This window comes from Acinetobacter sp. BD54, assembly GCF_044778325.1.
Lineage (GTDB): Bacteria > Pseudomonadota > Gammaproteobacteria > Pseudomonadales > Moraxellaceae > Acinetobacter > Acinetobacter baumannii.
This window is the reverse complement of sequence record NZ_JANJEP010000007.1, coordinates 118,865-142,369: the sequence shown is the minus strand read 5'-3', so window position 1 is coordinate 142,369 and position 23,505 is coordinate 118,865. Positions and strand designations below refer to the sequence as shown.

General features: G+C 38.9%; 19 protein-coding genes. 10 read left to right on the top strand and 9 right to left on the bottom strand.

The window, feature by feature from the left end; all coding sequences use genetic code 11:
• Window positions 1–5: 5 nt before the first annotated feature.
• Together rsmD and mrdA are read right to left on the bottom strand one after the other, a co-directional pair.
• Window positions 6–557, bottom strand: coding sequence for a 16S rRNA (guanine(966)-N(2))-methyltransferase RsmD (rsmD, locus tag NQ782_RS13015; protein WP_031962908.1), 552 nt, complete (start codon window positions 555–557; stop codon window positions 6–8).
• Window positions 557–2,575, bottom strand: coding sequence for a penicillin-binding protein 2 (mrdA, locus tag NQ782_RS13010; RefSeq protein WP_057093076.1), 2,019 nt, complete (start codon window positions 2,573–2,575; stop codon window positions 557–559). Before mrdA ends, rsmD begins: the two co-directional genes overlap by 1 nt.
• A 236-nt stretch (window positions 2,576–2,811) precedes the next feature.
• Here mrdA and NQ782_RS13005 point away from each other — a divergent pair, with 236 nt between their 5' ends.
• The 4 genes from NQ782_RS13005 (at window position 2,812) to NQ782_RS12990 (ending at window position 5,654) form a co-directional block, all read left to right on the top strand.
• On the top strand, window positions 2,812–3,330 hold the full coding sequence (locus tag NQ782_RS13005; RefSeq protein ID WP_001227325.1) for a hypothetical protein: 519 nt from the start codon (window positions 2,812–2,814) through the stop codon (window positions 3,328–3,330).
• A 61-nt stretch (window positions 3,331–3,391) separates the two neighbouring features.
• Window positions 3,392–4,705: a membrane protein gene (locus NQ782_RS13000; RefSeq protein WP_000895449.1), complete on the top strand. Its 1,314-nt coding sequence runs from the start codon at window positions 3,392–3,394 to the stop codon at window positions 4,703–4,705.
• Between the two features lie 86 nt (window positions 4,706–4,791).
• Window positions 4,792–5,445: an adenylate kinase gene (adk, locus tag NQ782_RS12995; RefSeq protein ID WP_001220244.1), complete on the top strand. Its 654-nt coding sequence runs from the start codon at window positions 4,792–4,794 to the stop codon at window positions 5,443–5,445.
• Window positions 5,446–5,516: 71 nt separating this feature from the next.
• A complete protein-coding gene (locus NQ782_RS12990) occupies window positions 5,517–5,654 on the top strand; it encodes a hypothetical protein (protein WP_000691574.1) in 138 nt (45 codons plus the stop codon).
• Between the two features lie 29 nt (window positions 5,655–5,683).
• Here the strand turns inward: NQ782_RS12990 and nth are convergent, their stop codons facing one another.
• Together nth and NQ782_RS12980 are read right to left on the bottom strand one after the other, a co-directional pair.
• A complete protein-coding gene (gene nth, locus NQ782_RS12985; protein WP_000279329.1) occupies window positions 5,684–6,376 on the bottom strand; it encodes an endonuclease III in 693 nt (230 codons plus the stop codon).
• A complete protein-coding gene (locus NQ782_RS12980; RefSeq protein ID WP_001069883.1) occupies window positions 6,377–7,168 on the bottom strand; it encodes an RnfABCDGE type electron transport complex subunit B in 792 nt (263 codons plus the stop codon).
• A gap of 271 nt (window positions 7,169–7,439) precedes the next feature.
• Between NQ782_RS12980 and gdhA the strand changes: the two genes are divergently transcribed.
• A complete protein-coding gene (gene gdhA / locus NQ782_RS12975) occupies window positions 7,440–8,843 on the top strand; it encodes an NADP-specific glutamate dehydrogenase (protein WP_086231091.1) in 1,404 nt (467 codons plus the stop codon).
• Window positions 8,844–8,898: 55 nt separating this feature from the next.
• Here the strand turns inward: gdhA and NQ782_RS12970 are convergent, their stop codons facing one another.
• From NQ782_RS12970 to lon, 4 genes are all read right to left on the bottom strand, one after another.
• A complete protein-coding gene (locus NQ782_RS12970) occupies window positions 8,899–10,008 on the bottom strand; it encodes an META and DUF4377 domain-containing protein (protein ID WP_057094558.1) in 1,110 nt (369 codons plus the stop codon).
• Window positions 10,009–10,178: 170 nt separating this feature from the next.
• Window positions 10,179–10,955, bottom strand: coding sequence for a dioxygenase (locus tag NQ782_RS12965; protein ID WP_031379498.1), 777 nt, complete (start codon window positions 10,953–10,955; stop codon window positions 10,179–10,181).
• Window positions 10,956–11,067: 112 nt separating this feature from the next.
• A complete protein-coding gene (gene rlmH / locus NQ782_RS12960) occupies window positions 11,068–11,547 on the bottom strand; it encodes a 23S rRNA (pseudouridine(1915)-N(3))-methyltransferase RlmH (RefSeq protein ID WP_000702193.1) in 480 nt (159 codons plus the stop codon).
• Window positions 11,548–11,848: 301 nt separating this feature from the next.
• Window positions 11,849–14,278: an endopeptidase La gene (lon, locus tag NQ782_RS12955; protein WP_001292274.1), complete on the bottom strand. Its 2,430-nt coding sequence runs from the start codon at window positions 14,276–14,278 to the stop codon at window positions 11,849–11,851.
• Between the two features lie 777 nt (window positions 14,279–15,055).
• Here lon and ata point away from each other — a divergent pair.
• Entirely contained in the window at window positions 15,056–20,710 is a 5,655-nt protein-coding gene (gene ata / locus NQ782_RS12950) for a trimeric autotransporter adhesin Ata (protein ID WP_057094160.1), read from the top strand.
• 57 nt (window positions 20,711–20,767) lie between these two features.
• The gene (locus NQ782_RS12945; protein WP_001044109.1) at window positions 20,768–21,547 is read left to right on the top strand and encodes a trimeric autotransporter adhesin/peptidogylcan-associated protein TpgA; all 780 of its coding nucleotides are present in this window, start codon (window positions 20,768–20,770) and stop codon (window positions 21,545–21,547) included.
• A gap of 110 nt (window positions 21,548–21,657) precedes the next feature.
• Here NQ782_RS12945 and NQ782_RS12940 read toward each other — a convergent pair whose 3' ends face one another.
• Entirely contained in the window at window positions 21,658–22,242 is a 585-nt protein-coding gene (locus tag NQ782_RS12940; protein WP_057094159.1) for a 5-formyltetrahydrofolate cyclo-ligase, read from the bottom strand.
• Between the two features lie 241 nt (window positions 22,243–22,483).
• Here NQ782_RS12940 and NQ782_RS12935 point away from each other — a divergent pair, with 241 nt between their 5' ends.
• The 3 genes from NQ782_RS12935 (at window position 22,484) to NQ782_RS12925 (ending at window position 23,436) form a co-directional block, all read left to right on the top strand.
• Complete coding sequence (locus tag NQ782_RS12935) at window positions 22,484–22,825, top strand: hypothetical protein (RefSeq protein ID WP_057094438.1); 342 nt, start codon at window positions 22,484–22,486, stop codon at window positions 22,823–22,825.
• Between the two features lie 107 nt (window positions 22,826–22,932).
• Window positions 22,933–23,046, top strand: coding sequence for a hypothetical protein (locus NQ782_RS12930; RefSeq protein WP_001166305.1), 114 nt, complete (start codon window positions 22,933–22,935; stop codon window positions 23,044–23,046).
• Between the two features lie 72 nt (window positions 23,047–23,118).
• Complete coding sequence (locus NQ782_RS12925; protein ID WP_000669359.1) at window positions 23,119–23,436, top strand: hypothetical protein; 318 nt, start codon at window positions 23,119–23,121, stop codon at window positions 23,434–23,436.
• Window positions 23,437–23,505: the final 69 nt, after the last annotated feature.

Here is a 23,505-nt window from a genome sequence, read left to right as displayed (position 1 = left end):
CCTTTTTATTCGCTTACTTTTTGGTAAAGCCCTGCATGGACTGTACCAGCTTTGGTTGTTTTAACTTGCTGCCATGTTGCAGGAAGGTGAAGCTGAGATAAATCTCGGTCAGCTTCAACATAAATGTACCCATTATTTTTAATATGGATGTCTGCTAAGTGGGCAAGTTCTTGCCATAAATTAAGACTATAAGGGGGGTCTAAAAAAACGACATCAAACTGTTCTTTTAGGCGTGGTAGAGCTTGTTGAGCAGTTGCATTAATTAAATGGCAATTCTGCGCTTTGAGCAATTGAATATTATCTTTTAAAAATCGTGCCTGCGTCTTATCTGGCTCAATCATATAAACAGATGCAGCACCGCGCGATAATGCTTCAAAGCCTAATGCCCCAGAACCTGTGCAGATATCGAGAACCTGAGCGTTTTGAATGTCCCACATGAGCCAGTTAAATAAAGTTTCGCGGACACGATCGGGAGTTGGTCTTAATCCTTCAATACTGGCGAATGGTAAAACTCGTCTTTTCCATTCGCCCCCAATAATGCGTAATTGATTTTTCATTATTCATCGACCTCGTTTGTAGCAGGACGAGTTGGTGTTGCCTGTGGAGTAGAGGCTGCTGCGGAAGTCGGAGCAGAGGTCGCAGGAGTTGAGCTGGCACTTTCATTACCACTTGGGAGTTCACCCGGTTTAATTCCAGCGGTCATCAAGCCACCATTAACCTGATGGTTGGCTGGTCGAATCGGATTTTTCTTACGGGTTAATAACCAGTAATCAAACACGGGTTTAGCAAGTTGGGCTGCTGAACCACCATGACGGCCATTTTCCCAAATAACTGCAATAGCGATTTCTGGTTTATCAGCCGGAGCAAAGCCAACAAAAAGACCATGGTCAAGTTGGCGTTCACTAAGCGCAGCTTCGTTATAACGTTTGCCTTGAGCAATACTTTTAACCTGTGCTGTACCTGTTTTCCCGGCAATTTGATATAGCGGTGTACGGATGCCACGACCAGTACCTGATTGAATTACATCAATCATGGCTTCTCGCATTTTTACCCAATCTTCATCTGTACCATTGAAATTAATTTTTCCATCAGGTGCATTACGTACAGTAAAAGGTTTTGCACCATGGGTTGCACGTAAAACATGTGGAACTACATGCGAGCCGTGGTTCGCCGTAATGGCAGTTGCCATGGCGAGTTGTAAAGGAGTTGCTGTAAATGCACCTTGACCAATACTGACTGAAATCGTTTCACCTTTCATCCATTTGGATTTGCGTGTACGCATTTTCCATTCAGGATTTGGATATAAGCCTTCACTTTCACTTGGTAAATCGACACCTGTTTTTTGGCCAAAGCCAAATTGGCGCATCCATTGGTTCATCTGATCGATGCCCATTTGATTAGCCAAAATATAAAAATAGGTGTCACAAGACATGATAATGGCTTTGTGCATGTTCACGATGCCATGACCGGTTTTTTTCCAGTCACGGAATTTGTGTGAGTCACCCGGTAAATGGAAATAACCAGGGTCGGAAATAGCAGTAGCCCAATCAACAATTCCATAATGTAAACCGCCCATCGCTTCCATTGGCTTAATGGTTGAACCGGGTGGGTATACACCTTGTACTGCACGGTTATAAAGAGGCTGATCTATATTGTCACGTAGAGAACTATAATCTTTATGATTAATACCCGTCACAAATAAGTTAGGGTTAAAGCTTGGACTTGAAACCAACGCAAGAATTTCACCGGTACGCGGGTCTATCGCAACAATTGCACCACGTCGACCAGCGAGTTGTTGCGACGCGACAACTTGCAAACCATAATCTAATGATAAGTAGAGATCGTTACCACGGGTTGGGTCTTTACGACCTAAGTGACGCAAAATATTACTATGAGCATCTGCTTCTACAGACTCATAACCAGGTGTTCCATGAAGTAAATCTTCATAGCTTTTTTCTACACCAATTTTACCAATCAGGTTTGTTCCAGCGTATAAATCTTTATCAATACTTTTTAATTCTTTATCGTTAATACGGCCAACATATCCAATCACGTGAGCAAATAAATCACCATGTGGATAATAGCGCGTCATTTGGGTTTCAATTCTAACCCCGGGGAACTTGTATTTAACTTCACTAAACTTGGCAATATTTGTCTCGGTCAAATTCAGTTTAATGGCCACACGTTCAGTTTTACGTGCTGTTTTAATGCGGCTTTTAAAACGATCTACATCTTCTTGAGTGAGTTCTAAAATAGGCTGTAATTGTTCAATAATGGTATCAACGTTCTCAACATCTGCTTTACTTAATGTCGCGGTAAAAACAGGATAGTTATCTGCCAGTAAAACCCCATTGCGGTCATAAATATAACCACGAGCAGGTGGAAGGGGTTGTAGGCGAATACGGTTTTTATCCGATGCCGTCGAGAACTCATCATAATGAAAAATTTGTAGATAAGCGTATCGGCTGGCTAGTACCAATAAGCAGATAATCACAAGCCCTACGGCAAAAAATATACGACCTCGATAAATGCGCTTTTCTTGCTGGATATCTTTTAAAGGAAAGTGCTGTTTCATACGGATCGACTTAATGACATAGGGTGAGAAAAATAGCTGCTTATTCTAACGCAAGCGCACTTAAAATATCGCATATTTTTCAAAGTTTCAGTGAAGAGGAAAATTGGCTTTTTTGACTTTGTAGACAACAAAATTGTAGAGTCTTGTATATAAGAAGCAAAATAATTCTGTTAAAGTCTCTCATTCAATAGAATAGGGTTGTTCTCACCATACGATTAGGGAAAATGGAGAAAATAATGAGAAAAATTTATCCCTTACTTGCAGTTTTGACAGTAAGCAGTTGGGCACATGCTCAAGATTACTCATTTCTTCCAGAAGCAAAATTAGCAGATCATAAAGCATCTACCTGGAATGTAGGCGCCGGTTTTACACAAAAATTGTTACATCTCAATGGTGAGTGGGTAAATCCTTATGGAATTGCTTACGCAAAAGTTGGTGCATTTTTAAATGGCGATAAAACTGCTGGAGGACAAGTCGGATTCCGCTATCCGTACTACCTTACTGGAACAGATAAAAATGGTTACTATATTGGCTTTTATGCTGGACATCTTGATAGCAAATCGGTAGATGGAGATTATAAATCTCGTTTAGGTGCTGGTGTCGATTTGGCATATGTATTGTTGAATTCAGAAAGAATTAGTACGTTTAGTGTGGGTATCGGCGCAGCGGAAAAATTAACGGACCAGAATGGTGATGTTGCTGCAGATACTAAACCACAAATTCAATTTTCTTATTCTCTAAGTTTTGGTTTATAAAACAAAGCAGTTTATCGTTAACTCGCCATAAGCAGAGCACAAATAAATACGAGAGTCTTACATGTTAGAGTACGTCAGCGGATTGTGGCAGACCTTTTTACACAGACCTGATTTTTGGGCCGTTTTGAGTATCATTCCGGTCACTGCCTTTGTCACATGGGCACATGTGTGGATGGCTTTAAAAATGGTGTTTTACCCAATCAAGTTTTGGGGATTTCATTTAGGTCCTTTACCAGTCGGCTGGCAAGGTATTGTGCCACGTAAAGCTGGACGTATCTCTGGAATTATTACCGATAATACTTTATCCAAGTTAGGTTCTTTGCGTGAGTTTTTAGAGGCAATGGACCCTGAAGACATGGCGCGTATTATTGGTGAGCAAGTCGGATTTGAACTTGAGCATTTGATTGATGAAGTGATGATCGATCGTAATGCAGTGCTTTGGGAAAATTTACCTTATTCGATTAAACGCCGTATTTATGCTCAAGCGCATAAGCAATTACCAGGTGTACTCAGAGAATTAGTGACTGAGCTGACTATGAACGTTGAGTCACTGGTTGATATGCGTGAAATGGTGGTGAGCCAAATGGAAGGTGATCGCCGTTTAATGGTACGTATGTTTTTAAAAGTTGGACAAAAAGAAATCAACTTTATTTGGCATATTAGTGCACTAATCGGGATGTTCTTTGGTGTTTTCCAAATGGTGGTCTGGTTTGTGGTGCCTTGGCATTGGACAGTACCGTTTTGGGCGTCTATTTGGGGCTTTTTAACTAACTGGATTGCAATCTGGATGGTATTTAACCCGATTGAACCGCATTACATTCGTTATCCGCAAATATTTAGATTAACAAAAGATCGTAAGTTCCCTTGGATTGTACCTGTTTTACGAATTGGTACTTATAATGTTCAAGGGGCTTTCATGAAGCGTCAAGAAGAAGTTTCAGAAGTCTTCTCAAGCGTAGTGACAGAAGATCTGATTACGTTAAAATCAATTATGACAGAAATGATGTATGGTTCACGCAAGGACAAAACACGTCGTATTGTTAAACGTCATATTAACGAAATCATGGAAACTCCACTTGTTCGAACATCTTTACAGCTTTCTTTAGGCCCAAGAGAGTATGCAAGGTTAAAGACGGACTTGATTGATCGTTCAATTGAAATTACGATGGGACCGGTATGTGACCCTGCACTAAATGCAAGCCGGGCACAGAAGATTTTTCAAATGTTTAAAGAGCGTATTCGTGAACTAACACCAAAAGAGTTTCAGAATTTGTTACGTCCAGCATTTCAAGAGGACGAGTGGATTCTTATTGTACTAGGTGGGGTAACCGGATTTATTGCTGGTACAATACATTTGTTTGTGGCTTTCTTATAATTCGAAGTCGGGCAGGATCTATTGAAGATCAATGAAACTAAATCTGCCGGACCTCACATTCATTGTTTTAAATGAGGATGTTTTTTATGCGCATTATCTTACTCGGACCACCTGGGGCAGGCAAAGGTACTCAGGCTCAGTTGATCTGTAAGCGCTACAATATCCCACAAATTTCAACCGGTGATATGCTCCGTGCTGCAATTCGTGAAGGTACTGAATTAGGTTTAAAAGCTAAAAGTGTGATGGAATCTGGCGGTTTAGTTTCAGATGAACTCATTATCGGTTTAGTAAAAGAACGTATTGCTCAACCTGACTGCGTGAATGGTTGTATTTTCGACGGCTTCCCACGCACTATTCCTCAAGCAGAAGCTTTGGAAAAAGAAGGGATCAGCATTGATCATGTAATCGAAATTGATGTGCCTGATGAAGAAATCGTAAAACGTCTTTCTGGTCGTCGTCAGCATCCAGCTTCTGGTCGTGTTTATCACGTTGTATACAATCCACCTAAAGTGGAAGGTAAAGATGATGAAACTGGTGAAGATCTTGTTCAACGTCCGGATGACCAAGAAGAAACAATCCGTAAGCGTTTAGCGTCTTATCACACTGAAACAGAACAATTGGTTGGTTTCTACCAAGGTCGTGCTGCTTCTGGTGAAAATGCGCCAACTTATGACAAGCTTGATGGCTTGCGTACAATTGAAGATGTACAAAAAGATTTGTTCAACATCTTAGACAAATAATTTAATATTATTTGTAATACCGAGCCCTCTTTGTGAGGGCTCTTTTCTTTCATTAAGTGCAGGAGAATGATTTGAAAATCATTTTGATTTTGGTGGTATTGCTGAGTCTGGCACTATTGTTATTTTTACTGTATCAAAGCTACAAAATGCTGAGAAAAGTACAAAAACAAGCGAAAGAAGAAAGAAAACAGCAAAAGCGTTTAAAGTAACCAAATTGGGTATAAGCTATACCCAACTTTTATTCTGCCTCAATATTTTTAACCGCAATTTGTTTTTGAGCACCAAACTCAAAGCGGTCCGGCCAGTTGCATACATCAGCAACCACACACTCTGAACATTTTGGTTTACGGGCAATACAGCAGTAACGACCATGTAATATCAGCCAGTGATGTGCATCTAAAATAAATTCTTTAGGAATGACTTTTACTAGGCGATGTTCAACTTCCAGAACATTTTTACCTATTGCTAAGCCCGTCCGATTTCCAACACGGAAAATATGAGTATCGACAGCCATAGTCGGTTGACCGAATGCAGTATTTAAAACCACATTAGCTGTTTTGCGGCCTACACCTGGCAAAGCTTCCAAATCTTTTCGGTTACTTGGAACTTCACCGTTAAACTGCTCCATTAAAATCTTACAGGTCTTGATAACATTTTCGGCTTTTGCGTTATAAAGACCAATCGTTTTAATGTACTCTTTTAACCCGTCTACGCCTAAGTTATAGATTTTTTCAGCGGTGTTCGCAACAGGATAGAGCTTATCAGTTGCTTTGTTGACACTAACGTCGGTTGCTTGCGCCGATAACATAACGGCAATGAGCAATTCAAATGGTGATGAATACTTTAATTCGGTCTGTGGAGAAGGTCTTTGTTCACGAAGGCGTTCAAAGAAAATTTGAATCTGCTTTTTCGTCATATTTTTGACAGCCATTCAGACCTCCTGTAATTGAATGAGTTGCTGTTGTAGTTCATCAAGTTGAAGACGCTTTTTGGCATCTTCTCGAACACTGAGCTGCTTTTCCAACTTTTTAATTTGTGTACGAATTTTCGCTAATTCAATTGTGGTTTTTGCATCGTTTACAATCGCTTCTTTTGGCTTCTCGATGAGCTCAATTGAAGGTAAATCATCAAGTGCTTGAGAGAACTGTGCAAACAGCTGGGTATCTATTTCAGCACGTACAACAGGGCCTTTACGGTGAATACGGCGTTTTTCTTCACGTTGAATATGCGCGTAATAACGTTGTCGTAAATCATTTTGTTCCGCAATGCGTTGCTGTTCGCTTGGCAATGCTTGAGTGTCTTCGACTAGATCAATACAGTCAACTGGGCAGGGTGGAATACATAACTCACAACCTGTGCATAGGTCAGTCAAAATTGTATGCATGAGCTTACCACTACCAATAATGGCATCTACTGGGCAGGCATTAATACATTTTGTACATCCGATGCATTCATCTTCGCGAATAATTGCCTTCATACGTTGTGGGCGTCCATCCGCCTGTACAGGCCAGACACTCGTTTCAGCAGGTAACAATGGGCGATTTAATAATTGTGCCAGTGCATCGGCCACTGGCTGTCCACCAGGAACACATTTATTTGCTTCTTCACCTTCAGCAATGGACTTTGCGTAAGGTAGACAGCCGTCACGGTGCCCACACAGACCACATTGTGTTTGTGGTAATAACGCATCAATCTCGCGTATGAGAGAAATAGATGGATTCATAGAGGAAAATAGCTTGCTTAAAACGATGCGATAATGAAGAAAAACCTAAGTAAGGTCAATGGATTTTAACGAATTTATTGGCTTTTTGATTGACCTAAAATGTCGCCAATATTGCACAATAATAGATCAATAAAAGTGAAAAGATAAATGACTATTATTGATTGTTAGACAGTTTTTCTAAAAATAAGTTTATGATAATTAAGAAAAATAAAATAATTTAAAATAACTATTGTTAAAATTGATGGAAAGGGATTTAATATTTTGCTGCTAAATGATGCATTTTAAAATGTATTGCACCAATTTAATTCATTACTATGCTGAGGACCGTGCATTGAAATATAACAACCTGAATGAATTCCTGAATTACGTGCAAGCGCGTGATCCGCATCAACCTGAGTTCTTACAAGCTGTCGAAGAAGTAATGACGAGTTTGTGGCCATTTATTGAAAAAAATCCAGAATATGCCGAGCAGGGGTTGCTAGAACGTTTGGTGGAACCAGAACGTGTGATCCAATTTCGCGTTTCATGGATGGATGATCAAGGCCAGACTCAAGTTAACCGTGCTTTTCGCGTTCAATACAATTCAGCAATTGGTCCATTCAAAGGTGGAATGCGTTTCCATCCATCGGTCAATCTATCAATTTTAAAATTTTTAGGTTTTGAGCAGACTTTTAAAAACTCACTGACGACTTTACCAATGGGTGGGGGGAAAGGTGGTTCAGATTTTGATCCTAAAGGTAAATCTGATGCTGAAATTATGCGCTTCTGCCAGGCATTAATCATTGAGCTTTATCGCCATTTAGGACCCAATACGGATATTCCAGCTGGGGATATTGGCGTGGGGGCACGTGAAGTTGGTTATATGGCTGGCATGATGAAAAAGCTCAGTAATGACACGGCATGTGTGTTTACAGGTAAAGGAATTTCATTTGGCGGTAGCTTAATGCGCCCTGAAGCAACAGGCTACGGTACAGTTTATTTTGCAGAAGAAATGCTAAAAACACGTGGGCAGTCTTTTGCTGGTAAAACTGTTTCGATATCTGGTTCTGGTAACGTTGCGCAGTATGCTGCTGAAAAAGCAATGTTCTTAGGTGCAAAAGTGGTTACGCTATCGGACTCAAATGGTACCGTTTATTTAAAAAATGGTTTTACAGATGAGTTGCTTGCTGAAGTTATGGAACTCAAAAATATCAAGCGTGGCCGTATTTCAGAATTTGCTTCTAAGCATGGCTTTGAATATTTTGAAGGGAAGACACCTTGGCATATTCCTGTAGATATTGCCTTACCATGTGCAACACAAAATGAATTAACTGGCGAAGATGCCAAAACGCTCATCGCTAATGGGGTAATTTGTGTGGCTGAAGGCGCTAATATGCCATCTACACTTGAAGCTGTTGAGCATTTTATTGAAGCTAAGATTTTGTATGCGCCTGGTAAAGCTTCTAATGCAGGTGGGGTGGCAACGTCTGGTTTAGAAATGTCTCAAAATGCGATTCGTTTAGGCTGGACACATGCTGAAGTCGATGAACGCTTACATGCAATTATGAAAGATATTCATGCCAACTGTGTTAGATACGGTACTAAAGAAGATGGTACTGTGAATTATGTAGATGGTGCCAATATTGCTGGCTTTGTAAAAGTTGCTGATGCGATGCTTGCACAAGGTATCTATTAAAATATAGAAATAAAAAAATCCGATGCAAAAGCATCGGATTTTTTTAGTCTAAAACTTATTTTTTAGGCTTTTTAACGAGTTCTTGCTCTACAACCATATCTAACACATCTGCTTGGCTAGATTGATCTGCTGCAGGATTTTTCACTTCAAAACGTTTTACACGTAAGATTACGCGTTGGTTTGGATTGTGTTCAAAACCTTCGATTTGACCGTAATATAATGACCAATTTTTGTCAGCATAAGTTTTTACACCTTTGTCATCATATTTAACTTCACGAACTTGCATACAAGTTTGTGGTGCAACACCTGTGCAAGATTTAGTTTCTGGTGCTACTTCAAGGAAAACAGTTTTACCTTCAGACTGGTATTTTGCTTCAGGTGTCATTTTACCTGTGAAAGTATATTTCTGGCCTTGAGCGTCAGTTACTGTCAATGTTGGTTGATCAACATTTGTTGTATTGAGTTCAAATGGAATCGCACGTTTTTGGAAGAGGCTGCTAGAGAATTGTTCCTGTTTCATTAAAGCAGGTTCACAAGCCATCATAGTTGACATGACATCAGTCGTTACAATCGTATTGTTTTCAACTTTCCAAGTGGTACCTTGGCGGTTACAACCTGTATCAATTGATAAACGGTCGTTTGTAAAGTTAAGAACAATCGGCTTTTTAGTATTTTCAGGTTGGTATGACCATGAATAATCAGTTAAAGCTTGAGTATTAGTTGCTTTTTCGCCTTGGAAAATATGCTTTTGACCTGCTTTATCTGTCACGCTTAAGATTACCTGACCATTGTTATTACTAATTTCGATTGGCAATTTCGCTTCACTAAAGATGCTATTAGACAATTGTTCTTGTTTCATTAAATCGTCTTGGCAAGCCATCATTGTTGATGCAAGTGGAGAAGTTACAAGTTGGTTGCCTTCAACTTTCCAAGTCCCGCCTTGGCCATTACAGCCAGTATTAATTGCTAATTTACCGTCTGCATTAAAGTTAAGAATAAGTGGCTTAGATGCTTTTACATTTTGATAAGTCCAAGCATATTCACTTAAAGTAGTAGCCAAATTTTGTTGTTGCTCAGATACAATTGGAGCTTGAGTGTTTGAAACTGTTTGACACGCCATCAAAGAAAAAGGTAATAACGCAAGAATTAAATATTTAATTTTCATTTAAAAAAACTTCAAGTAAAAAAACAACAGCACTAAGCTTAAAACATTCTTAAAAAAAGAAAATGTAAACATTTGATTGTTTCGGTTTTTAAAATGTATAAGTTTGTAAATTATTCTAATTTTCAACAAAAATAGTGGTATACCCCGCAAAACGGGGTATTTTCCAAAAATTAATCAAAGCGGTATATATCCATACCTAGTGAGCCCATTGTGAAGCTACTATGAACAATCGTAAAACGATGTCCCGTACCCATAGCGAAAAACAAAGGTGCAAAATGCTCAAGTGAAGGATGATTACGTTGCACAAACGGCAGGGTTTGCCACTCCAGTACACCATCATAGTCTTGATGACTCAACTTACTGACCACTGTATTTCTAAAAGTTGAAGCCCATTCAGGTACTTTTGAATTGTCACCTTGCCAAGACAGTTCAGCAAGATTATGAGTAATACTTCCAGAGCCAATCAATAAGATTTGTTTTTCACGTAAAGGTGCCAGCGTTTGGCCAATCCGATAAATTTCCTGTGCAGTTAAGCCCATTGGTAAAGAAATTTCAACGACAGGAATGTCTGCTTCTGGATACATATGTAAAAGAGGCATCCATACGCCGTGGTCACGAGGGCGAGTGCTATTGGCATGTGCGACAAAATGAGCATCTGCTAACAACTTCAAAATTTCTTCTGCAAGTTCGGGTTGACCGGGGGCACTATAGCGAATTTCATACAACTCTGGCGGGAAACCACGGAAGTCATGCCAAGTTTCCGGACGAGTCGAACTACTTACTTCGAGTGCTTTACTTTCCCAGTGAGCAGACATCACTATGATTGCCTTTGGAGTAGGCAGATTTACACTAAGACGATGTAAGGCAGGACCCACTTGTTCTGGATCAAGTGCAAGCATGGGCGAACCATGTGAAATAAACAGTCCGGGAAGGGTTTGTAGTTCCATTTCATTACACCTGAGTTGAAAAGCAAAATAATAGTCATTATGCCAAAATCAGGACATGTTAAAAGTATCCTGATTTCAACGGATTGTTCTTAAAATGAAACGTTTGTTCTTTTTATGCACGGTGGTAAGGATGGTTATGATTAATACTCATCGCTCGGTAAAGTTGCTCGATTAATAAAATACGTACTAAAGGGTGCGGCATGGTAAGTTTTGAAAGTGACCAGTGCCAAGCAGCGGCTTTACGTACCTGATCTGACAAGCCATCTGGGCCACCAATAGCGAGTGCCACATCATTACCTTCAAGCATCCATTGTTTCATGGTGTCTGCTAGTTTTTCTGTGCTGAGCTCGCGTCCGCCAACTTCTAAAGCAATAAGGGTCTCATTAGGTTTTAAGGCATTTAAAATACTTTCACCCTCGATTTGGCAGTATTTTAAAATATCTGCTTCTGAATCATTTTTACCGCGTTTTGCCATTGGGAGTTCAATAACTTGAGTTTGAACAAAAGGCTGGATGCGTTTGAAATAATCTTCAAAACCAGTAAGTACCCAAGCAGGCATTTTTTGACCAATGGTCAGAATACGAATTTTCATGTTGTCTATTCAGTCAAAACAGCTGGCACATTATACCTGAGGAGAGGTTAACTGCGGGGGAGTAAGTGGGCATAAAAAACGCAGTCCAAAAAACGGTGTTGGACTGCGATCAAATGATCATCTGTCTGGAGTTCAGATGATCATAGAGAATAAAAACAAGGCTATCTGTGACATAAGATAGACAAGAGCAAATAATAGAATTAATTACTCTTACTTCTTATTATGAGGATGGTTGGATATTTTTCAATCAAATTGTGTAACAAAAAAAAGAGAGCCGAAGCCCTCTCTTTTTATATGTGAATTAGTGACGCGCTGCTTTTGAGCCTTCCACCGGTTTTACAATCGGTGTTTTAGGTAAAGGCTTTGGCATCGAAGTTAATGCTAAAGGTAAGATTTCATCAATGCTTTTCACAGCTTTGATTTCTAATCCTTCTTTCACATTGTCTGGAATTTCTGCCAAATCACGAACGTTATCTTGAGGAATAAAGACGAGCTTGATTCCACCACGATGTGCAGCAAGAAGTTTCTCTTTCAAGCCACCGATACGCATCGCACGACCACCTAGACTTGTTTCACCTGTCATTGCAATATCTGGTCGAATCGCAATTCCAGTAAATGCTGATACAAGTGCAGTTGTTAATGCTAAACCAGCAGATGGACCATCTTTTGGAGTTGCACCTTCAGGTAAGTGAACGTGTACATCAGTTTCTTCAAAGCGAGATGCTTCAATTCCAAGTTCATCGGCACGTGTGCGTACTACAGTCATTGCTGTGGTAATTGATTCTTTCATTACATCACCGAGTGAACCAGTTGTAATGAATTTACCTTTACCTTTAACCGCTGCAACTTCAATAGTAAGCAATTCACCACCTACAGAAGTCCATGCCAAGCCATTTACACGGCCTACTTGTGCTTCATCTTCGGCCATACCAAAGTCAAATTTATGGGGACCTAGGTATTCAGGAAGATTGGCAGAGGTAACGTCAAGCTGTAAGTTTTTAGATTTTTTACTTACTGCTTCTTTTACGACTTTACGTGCAATTTTAGAAACTTCACGTTCTAAATTACGTACGCCAGCTTCACGTGTATAGCGTTGAACAATGTCACGAATCGCTTCTTCATGAATAGTTAACTCTTTTGGACGTAGGCCATTGTTCTTAATTGCTTTAGGAACAAGGTAACGCTCAGCAATGTTAACTTTTTCATCTTCGGTATAACCCGGTAGACGAATAACTTCCATACGGTCCAACAAGGCTTCTGGAATATTCATGCTGTTTGCAGTACAGATGAACATCACTTCAGAAAGGTCAAGATCAAGATCTAAATAGTGATCGTTGAACTTACTGTTTTGTGATGGATCAAGCACTTCAAGCAAAGCAGAAGCAGGATCACCACGGTAGTCTTGTGCCATCTTGTCAATTTCGTCGAGTAAGAACAATGGGTTCTTCACACCAACTTTTGTTAAAGACTGCACGATTTTACCTGGCATCGCACCAATATAAGTACGACGGTGTCCACGAATTTCTGCTTCATCACGTACGCCACCAAGCGCCATGCGAACAAATTCACGACCTGTTGCTTTCGCTACTGATTCACCGAGTGAAGTTTTACCAACCCCTGGAGGTCCAACCAAGCAAAGGATAGGGCCTTTGAGTTTTTTCACACGTGATTGAACAGCTAAGTATTCAACAATACGATCTTTAACGTCATCAAGACCATAATGATCGGCATCAAGAATCTCTTGCGCTTTGTTCAGGTTAATACTGACTTTGCTCGCTTTGTTCCATGGCGTATCTAGAATCACTTCTAGATAGTTACGTACCACAGCAGCTTCACTAGATGCAGGCTGCATTGCTTTAAGTTTACGGAACTCAGCTTCGGCTTTTTTACGTACGTGTTCAGGTAAATCAGCTTCAGCAAGACGTTTCTCAATTTCAGCAACGTCATCTTCAGCACCGCCATTCATGTCGGAAAGTTCACGTTGAATGACTTTCATTTTTTCATTTAGAAAGTATTCACGTTGGTTCTTTTCCATTTGGCGTTTAACGCTGTCATGTAAAGTTTGCTCAATTTGCTGTTCAGCAGATTGATTCATCAAGTAGTTCATCAACTCTTGCAAATGAGCTTCAAACTCATCGTACTCTAAAAATTTCTGCTTAATTTCAATATTTAGAGGCACACGAGTTGCTACGAAGAACATCAATTGCAATAAGTCTTCGATTTTGTTGGCAGCAGCAACCAGTTCACGTGCATTACGTAATTTTGCTTCTGCATATTGAGCAAATAAGTTACGTAACTCTTGTAAACGAGTTTCTTGCGTTGCCTTATCTACATTAATCGTCATTGGACTTAATTCATGTTCGGCAGTCAAATAACTATCTTCATCGATAATTTTTTTCAACTTAGAACGATGTAAGCCTTCAATAAGTACTTTAATGCAGTTTTCATCATTTTCATGATTAACTACTTGTACAATCTTAGCGACTGTACCGTACTGGTATAAATTGTCGTGATCAATTTCTTCTGTAAGCGAATCTTTTTGCGCAACTACAAATACTAAATTGTCACTGTTACGAGCCACATCAACTGCATTGATCGATTTTTCACGACCCACAAATAGCGCAATCTGCATGTGTGGATAAACCACCACATCACGTAAGGCTAATAGTGGTAATACACTTGGAACCTGAGGCTCTAAGTCAGTTTTTTCATTCATAATAAGTTCAGACATGGGCACTCCTAATGAGTGACAACGAGGTTGCCATGTTTTTTATAGTGATGTGTATTTTAAAAATTACAAGGGCATGACAATAGAAAATGTTGAAAAAAGGACTAATTTAGTCAACTTTTTTTTAAAAATGTTATGAATCAATAGATTAATTCTTAAGAAGAATAAAATTTTGTAGAGCGGCTACTCATTTTTACTTAATAATTCTTCTTCTCTTACTGGAGCAAGACTTGTTTGTAAGTAAAATTATTTGTTTAGTTTTAATTTTAAAATACATATTTTTATTAATTATATTTAAATATTAATTATTTATATCATTTGTCTGATATTAGAATAATCACACTATAATTTATAATATACACCTGTATTTTTATAATATATTTTAAATAAAATTAGATATTATTTTTTAAAGCTAATATTCTATTTTTTTGAAGTAAAATTGATTTTTTAAAATATTTATATTTAATTAATTTGATAAAAAATAAACATTTATTTAGAGTTATTATTCTATTTTAAAATAAAGTTACTTATTATTAACAAAAACAACACACAATATTTATAATTTAAATTTTATTAAATCAATTCAAAAACTTAAAATTAATTATAAAAATATATTTTGTGATTAAAATCACAAATTTTCTTATCATTGTTTCGGTTTTATATTTACCCTTTAAATTTATTCAATTAGGATGCCGCCTCTTTTTTTGGGGCCAAAAATTTTAAAAATGTATTTGTACATTTTTATTGGTCGTTGAGTTCGGTATTTGTCTGAGAAGTTTTATGAATAAAGTTTACAAGGTCATTTGGAATGCTTCGATTGGAGCATGGGTTGCAACTTCTGAAATTGCAAAAAGTAAAACAAAGACTAAATCAAAAACTTTAAATGTATCAGCGGCAGTTTTATCGGGTGTAATTTGTTTTGCTCCAAATGCTTTTGCTGGGACAAATACCGAAGGGGGAATAGGCCAAGGAACATCCATTTCTGGTACAACTTCATGTCGTGAAGGAAACGCTAATACGGCTAATCAAAAAGATATTGCTATTGGCTGCGGGGCACAAACTCAAGACCGAACTGGCTCTAACATCGCAAATCGTAATAATCCATATAATAATTCTACCGGTGCTTATGCTGGCGCAATGAAACAAGGCGGAGCAATCAGTGTTGGTACGGGGGCTGTAGTTGAGAAAGGCCTAGGAACAGCAATAGGTTCTTATGCGACGACTCAAGGTATTTCAGGTGTGGCAATTGGTACGGGTGCTTTATCTTCTGGAAATACTGCTCTTGCAGTTGGTCGTCAATCTGCAGCGACAGCCGACTTCTCACAAGCTATTGGTAATGTTGCTGCTGCGACGGGTAAAGGTTCTTTAGCCATAGGGCATTCAGCCACTGCAGAAGGTTACCGTTCAATTGCGATTGGCTCACCAGATATTGAAAATGCTGATCCTGTTGCTGGGCAGGCAGGCGCTGCTTATCAACCAAAAATGGCTACTGAAGCAACGGGTAAAGACTCGATTGCATTTGGTGGAGGTGCGGTTGCTACTGAAGAAAATGCTTTAGCAATTGGTGCATTTTCAGAGTCTAAAGGTAAAAAGTCTGTCGCAATTGGTACCGGTGCAAAGGCACAAAAAGATAATGCAGTTGTTATTGGGGACCAAGCAGAAGCTAGCTTTGAAGGCGGCGTAGCAATTGGTAAAGGTGCCCGTTCTGAAGCGGAAAACAGTATTGCTTTAGGTAAAGATTCAAAAGCCAGGCAAGCAACTGGTGAAAGTTTCTTGACTAAACAATCAGCACCAACAGGTGTTTTGTCAATCGGAGATATTGGAACGGAACGCCGTATTCAAAACGTAGCAGATGGTGCAGCAGATTCTGATGCTGCAACTGTGCGTCAGTTAAAAGCTGCTCGTACCCATTATGTCAGTATTAATGACAATGGTCAGCAAGGTGGTAACTTTGAAAATGATGGTGCGACTGGTCGTAATGCTATTGCTGTAGGGGTAAATGCTTCTGCTGCTGGTCGTGAGGCAATGGCGATTGGTGGTAGTGCACAGGCAATAGGTTCTGGTGCTATTGCAATGGGAAGTAGTAGCCAAACTGTAGGACGTGGGGATGTTGCTATAGGTCGTAATGCATCGACTCAAGGTGCCGAAGGAGTCAATAGTAATCAATCTGTTGCGATTGGTGATCAGACGAAAGCAATTGGGGACCAGTCAGTAGCAATTGGTGCCGACGTGATTGCAAAAGGAAATTCATCAGTTGCGATTGGTGGCGATGACGTTGATAAAATTGCACGTGATACGGAATTAAGTAATACCTATACGGAAATTACTGGTGGTACTTTACAGGCAGGTAAATATCCAACAACCGAAGCGAATCATGGTTCAACTGCTGTTGGGGTTCAAGCTGTAGGTACAGGAGCGTTTTCTTCTGCGTTTGGTATGACTTCTAAAGCAACTGGTGATGCTTCTTCTGCTTTTGGCGTCATGTCAAATGCTTCGGGTAAAGGCGCCGCTGCATTCGGTGCTGTTGCACAAGCAACAGGTGATGGCGCATCGGCAATGGGTATTAACTCATTGGCATCGGGTACAAATTCAACAGCAATTGGCTCTGGTAATAAACCGGGTGAAGGAGCAAAAGCGACTGGGAACAGTTCTGCAGCAATTGGTAGTGGTGCGCAGGCAACAGGTGATAACTCAGCGGCAATTGGTAAAGGAGCTGAGGCTACAAATGAAAATGCTGCTGCTGTAGGTGGTGGTGCTAAAGCCACGGGTAAAAATGCTGCAGCGATTGGTGGCGGTGCAATTGCCGATCAAGAAAATGCAGTTGCAGTTGGCCAAGGTGCTCAGTCATTAGTTGAAGGTGGTGTTGCTTTAGGCGCACGCAGTAAAGTAGAAGCCAAAAATAGTGTTGCTTTAGGCCAAGATGCTGTAGCGACAGAAGCAACAGAAACTTCTTTCCTGACTAATCGTGATGCTTCTCAATCTAATGGTGTGATTTCTGTTGGGTCGGCTGGAAAAGAACGCCGTATTACCAATGTAGAAGATGGCTCAGCTGACTCAGATGCAGTAACAGTACGCCAGCTTAAAAATGTTGATAGTCGTGTTAATCAAAATACGAGCAATATTGGTAAGAATACCCAGAATATTACTAACCTGAATCAGAAGTTAGATGATACAAAAACGAATCTAGGTAATCAGATCGCTGATACGAACAAGAATCTGAATGATGCCAAGAAAGACCTTGGTGACCAGATTGCTGATACCCACACTAAGTTAAATACCACTAAAGATCAGTTAACAACTCAGATTAACGATACTAAAACTGAGTTAAACAACACGATTGGTAACACCAAGACTGAGCTGAATAGCAAAATTGACAGCACCAAGACTGAGCTGAATAGCAAAATTGACAGCACCAAGACTGAGCTTGAAAACAAAGGCTTGAACTTTGCTGGCAATAGCGGAGCAGATGTCCACCGTAAGCTTGGTGAGAAGCTTAATATTGTAGGTGGTGCAGTTGCTTCAACACCAGCTTCAAAAACAAGTGGTGAAAATGTCATTACCCGTACTACTCAAGATGGTATTCAGATTGAACTGTTAAAAGACTCGAAGTTTGACAGTGTTACTACTGGCAACACCACATTAAATACGAATGGTTTGACGATTAAAGAAGGTCCAAGCATTACCAAACAGGGCATTAATGCTGGTAGCAAACAGATTACCAATGTAGCTGATGGTATCAATGCCAAAGATGCAGTAAATGTTGATCAGCTCACCAAAGTCAAAGAGAACTTAAATGGCAGAATCACTGACACGAATAATCAATTAAATGATGCGAAAAAAGATTTAGGTAATCAGATCGCGGATACCAACAAGAATCTAAATGATGCCAGGAAAGATCTTGGTAACCAGATTACTGATACCAACACCAAGTTAAATAATACCAAGGATCAGCTCACAACTCAGATTAACGACACTAAAACTGAGTTAAATAACACGATTGGTAACACCAAGACTGAGCTGAATAGCAAAATTGACAGCACCAAGACCGAGCTTGAAAACAAAGGCTTGAACTTTGCTGGCAATAGCGGAGCAGATGTCCACCGTAAGCTTGGTGAGAAGCTCAATATTATAGGTGGCGCAGCTGCGTCAACTCCGGCGGCTAAGACCAGCGGTGAGAACGTTATTACCCGTACTACCAAAGATGGTATTCAGATTGAACTGTTAAAAGACTCAAAGTTTGATAGCGTCACTACTGGCAACACCACCTTAAATACGAATGGTTTGACTATTAAAGAAGGTCCAAGCATTACCAAAGATGGCATTAATGCTGGTGGCAAACAGATTACCAATGTGGCTGATGGTATCAATGCTAAAGATGCAGTGAATAAGAGTCAGTTGGACAATCTTGCTGCCAAGCAAAATGCAACCGATGATGCTGCGGTGAAATACGATGATGCCAAGACCAAAGATAAAGTTACCTTAAAAGGTAAAGACGGTACGGTTTTAGATAATGTGAAAGCAGGCCACATCTCATCGACTTCAAAAGAAGCAGTAAACGGCAGTCAGATTCACAAGATTTCTAACAGTATTAAAAACAGTATTGGTGGAAATACCGTTGTAAACCCTGATGGTAGTCTGACGACCAATAACATTGGTGGAACGGGTAAAAACAACATCAATGATGCGATTAGTGAAGTAAAAAATACAGCTACGAAAGCGAAGACTACTGTAACTGAAGGCGACAACATTGTTGTAAAAGAAACTGTTAATAAAGATGGCAGCACTAACTACGAAGTGTCGACTAAAAAAGATCTGACATTAAATAGTGTAACCACAGGTGACAGCGTACTTAATAATAATGGTTTGACTATTAAAGAAGGTCCAAGCATTACCAAAGAAGGCATCAATGCCGGCGGTAAGAAAATTACTGATGTGGCTAATGGTGTAATTGCACAAAATTCTAAAGATGCTGTAAATGGCGCTCAGGTTCACCATATCTCTAATAGCATCAAAAACAGTATTGGTGGAAATACCGTTGTAAACCCGGATGGTAGTCTGATGACCAATAACATTGGCGGAACAGGTAAAAACAACATCAATGACGCAATTAAGTCTGTAGATGAAAAAGTCACTAATGGTGTAAATGACTTGACTCAAAAAGGGCTAAATTTTGGTGCGAATGACCAGAAAACAACCCAAGGCAAAGCAGTTCACCGTAAGCTTGGTGACACTATCAATATTGTAGGTGGTGCGGACGCAAAAACTGCTGAAGATAAAACTAGTGGCGAGAACATCATTACCCGTACCACAGAAGATGGTGTCAAAATTGAGATGTTAAAAGATGTGAAGTTCGATAGCGTGAATGTCGGGGGCCATGTCTTAAATCAACAAGGTCTAATCATCAAGGGTGGGCCAAGCATCACAGTGAATGGTATTAATGCAGGTGGTAAACAAATTACCAATGTTGCAGACGGTATTAATGCAAAAGATGCGGTGAACAAAGGCCAATTAGATAAGAAAATTAACGAAGTTAAAGATCAAATTGGTAAAGATATTGGCAAGCTTTCTGATCATGCTGTGCAGTATGACAAAGATAAAAATGGCAATGTCGACAAGAACTCAGTCACTTTAGGTGGTGGAGAAAAAGGTACCAATCTGAAAAATGTAGCGGATGGTAAAGTTGCTGAAGGCTCTAAAGATGCCGTGAATGGTGGACAATTATGGAATGTTCAAAATCAAGTCGATAAGAACTCGAATGATATTAAGAATATTCAGAATAACATCGATAACATTTCTAATGGTAAAGCTGGGTTAGTTCAACAGCAAAAACCAAATGGTGAAATCACGGTCGGTAAAGATACTGGTGGTACTAGCATTAATATGGCTGGTAAAGAGGGTGATCGTGTTGTTCAAGGTATTAAAGATGGTGAGATTAAAGCTGGTTCGAACCAAGCTGTAAATGGTGGTCAAATCCATAAAATTTCAGAAAGCATCAAAAACAGTATTGGTGGAAATACTACGATTGATCCTAAAGATGGCTCAATTACAACCAACAATATTGGTGGTACAGGTAAGAACAATATTAATGATGCGATTGGGACCTTAAACCAGTCGAACCAAGAATTGGGTAACAAAATTACCAATCTGGGTGATCAGTTACAACAAGTGTTCTATGACACCAATAAACGTATTGATGACGTTGAGAAAAAAGCTAATGCAGGTATTGCCGCTGCCATGGCCTTAGAAAATGCGCCGTTTGTAGCAGGTAAATATACCTATGCTGTTGGTGCTGCATATCATGGTGGTGAGAACGCAGTCGGTGTGACCTTACGCAAAACCTCTGACAATGGCCGTTGGTCAATTACAGGTGGTGTGGCAGCTGCTTCTCAAGGTGAGCCAAGCGTCCGCGTTGGTATTAGTGGTGTGATTAATTAAGAAACTGGTTGGGAGGGCAATGCTCTCCTTGCTCGACAGATTAAAGAGATTATAGAGATGAACAAAACAATCCAAAGCTTAGTCGTAGCAGCTTTTGCTGGTTTCGCAGTCACAACTTATGCAAATGAACAGGCTCAGCCACAGGAAATTCATTTTCCAGCGATTGAAAAGAGTTATTTGAAACAAGTAAAACGTTATGAATACCAAGATATTGCTCGTTTAGATACAGGACTAAATAAAGATCAAATTCGAACTTTATTAGGAAACCCACAATTTAGTGAAGGGCTTTTTGTAGTAAAAGTTTGGAACTATGTGCTAGATATCCGTGTTCCCAACACACACCAGTACCAGCGTTGCCAGTTGCGTATTGATTTTGATAAGCACTATTTAGCAGAACGTTTATCTTGGAAGGGTGAAGCGTGTGAAGGTTTAGTTGTTTTGGGAGAAAATAATCAGGCACCAGCACATAGCACTGTGATTGCAGATCGTATAGCGAGTGTCCTATTTGCTTTTGACCGATTTGATGCGAGTGCGATTGAAGAAGGTACTAATAGCGTTGTGAAAATTGCTGAGCAAATTAAGAAAAGTCCAACAATAACTCCAATTATTGTTTCTGGATTCACAGACCCATTGGGTAAGTTTAGTTATAACCAAGAGTTATCATCTAAACGAGCGAATACGGTTGCCAAGTTACTGGTACAACAAGGTGTTGATGCAAGCCGTATACAAATACAGGCGAATAGCCAGACCGACATATACAAGCAGTGTAGTGATAACAATAGTTCACAACTTATTCAATGTTTAGCGCCAAATAGACGTGTTAATATAAGTTGGTAAAACGGTCTGTCACGGCAAAGTAACCATCCTTAGGGTGGTTACTTTTTCGTTTTTAAGGAGCTAAAAAAGTAAAAGGATATATTGGAGATTTTATAAATTTTATATAAAAATCATCTTTTAAAATAATAAAAGTGCTGTGGAGTCAGTAAACCATCTAATGGTTGATCCCAACTTTGACGTTCTAAAGTGTATTCAATAAATTGAAATTGATGTGCCAATCCTAAACGGTAAGGTTTATGCTTAGCACTTGCTAATGTACGATCATAATAACCACCACCCATACCAATACGTGTCCCATAGTGATCGCAAGCTAAAAGTGGCATAAGTAGCAAATCAAGCTGTGATACATGTTTTCCGCGAGTCGCCATAGGTTCTTTCATTCCTAATGGGTGATGAGAAAAACGACGACTTAAATATTGGTTTTTATTTATTTTTACCCATACTAAATGTTGGTTCATCGAACAAATCATGGGTAAATAAACTTGTTTGTTCTTTTTAAAACATAATTTGATAAGAAGATCGGTATGGATTTCACCAAAAGCATGCAGATATAAACCGATTTTTTTTGATGAATGAAAAATAGGAAGGTGATTTAGGTAATGTAAAACATTAAGCTGAGCCTGTTTTTGCTCAAATTGGGTTAAAGCTCGTCTTCTAGATCTTAAATTTTTTCTAATAAAACTTAATTCATTCATGGAGAAATCTAACAAAGATTTGCGGACAGTCGAGCAAAATTATACCTACTTTTCTATGGTTTCACCGAAATTTAAAAATTATTAAAAAGCAGTCTTCTAATGTATTAGACCAAGTAAAAATAGTTTTGTTGTTAGGAGAAGCTATCTACATATAATTTTTTCTTTTTTACGTATTTACAGTATTTATTTACATTTAATCAGGATAAGTATATTTAAGGATGAATATGAAAATGTGAAATCTATGAAGTTAAAATTTTTAACAATGATGTTATGGGTGGCATTGCTCAGCGGATGTACGAAACAGGCAGAATCTGAGGCACCTCAAATTGATTATAAAGCTCAATTTGAAGAGTCGGACCGAAAAATTGGTGAATTTTTAGATCAGTTAGATAATCCAAATATCCCTCAAGAAGTTAAAGTTAAAATTTTATGTCATGACTATCCTGATGTGTATAAAAAACAATACATGCCTGCACTGATAGAAGTTTCACCAAAACCGTACACTGAAGAAAAATTATTGTCAGATTTGAAAAGTGCAACTGACTACTATAAAGGGACTTTGGGGATAAAATGTAATGAATAATATTTGAATTAAATCACGATAAAAAATTAAAAGTGTGAATTGATTGGCATTATTTAGTTGTGCTAAATTTCTTCTGTTAATTACTTAAACTTTTCTCTGGATTTGAAATGCAGATCTTAAAATTTTTACAGAGTTTTAATACAGTCGGCACCTATTTAACACTTGCTTCCATCTTGCTTGTGGTCATGATCATTTATTTTTATGTAATTAATCCTGCATGAACATTTTGAAAGGAATAGGTCTTCTCATCTATTACTTTTTTAAGAACGGAAGATGAATAATAGGATAGGGATATGAAATTTAAAATATTATTATTAAGTTTTATTGCCACCGGTTGCTATGCTAATGAAAGTACAGCTGACCCAGATATTTGTAATATCGTAAAAAAGGTTGCTTATAACGTGATGGAAGCACGACAGCAAAAAGTACCAGCACAAGATTTACAACAAATTGCCGATGGGTTAGCAGATGAAGAAGCCAAGCAGCTTTATCAAGACTTAATTAGCTCAGCTTATGCTGCCAAAGTATTTAAGACAAGTTTCTTTAAACGCCAAGCAATTGAAGATTTTCAAGCAGGATGGTATGAGGAATGTTTACGTAGAAATGAATGATAATTAAAAAATAATAAGTATTTAATTTTTAAGAACAACTAATTAGTTAAGAGAATAAAAAAATATACT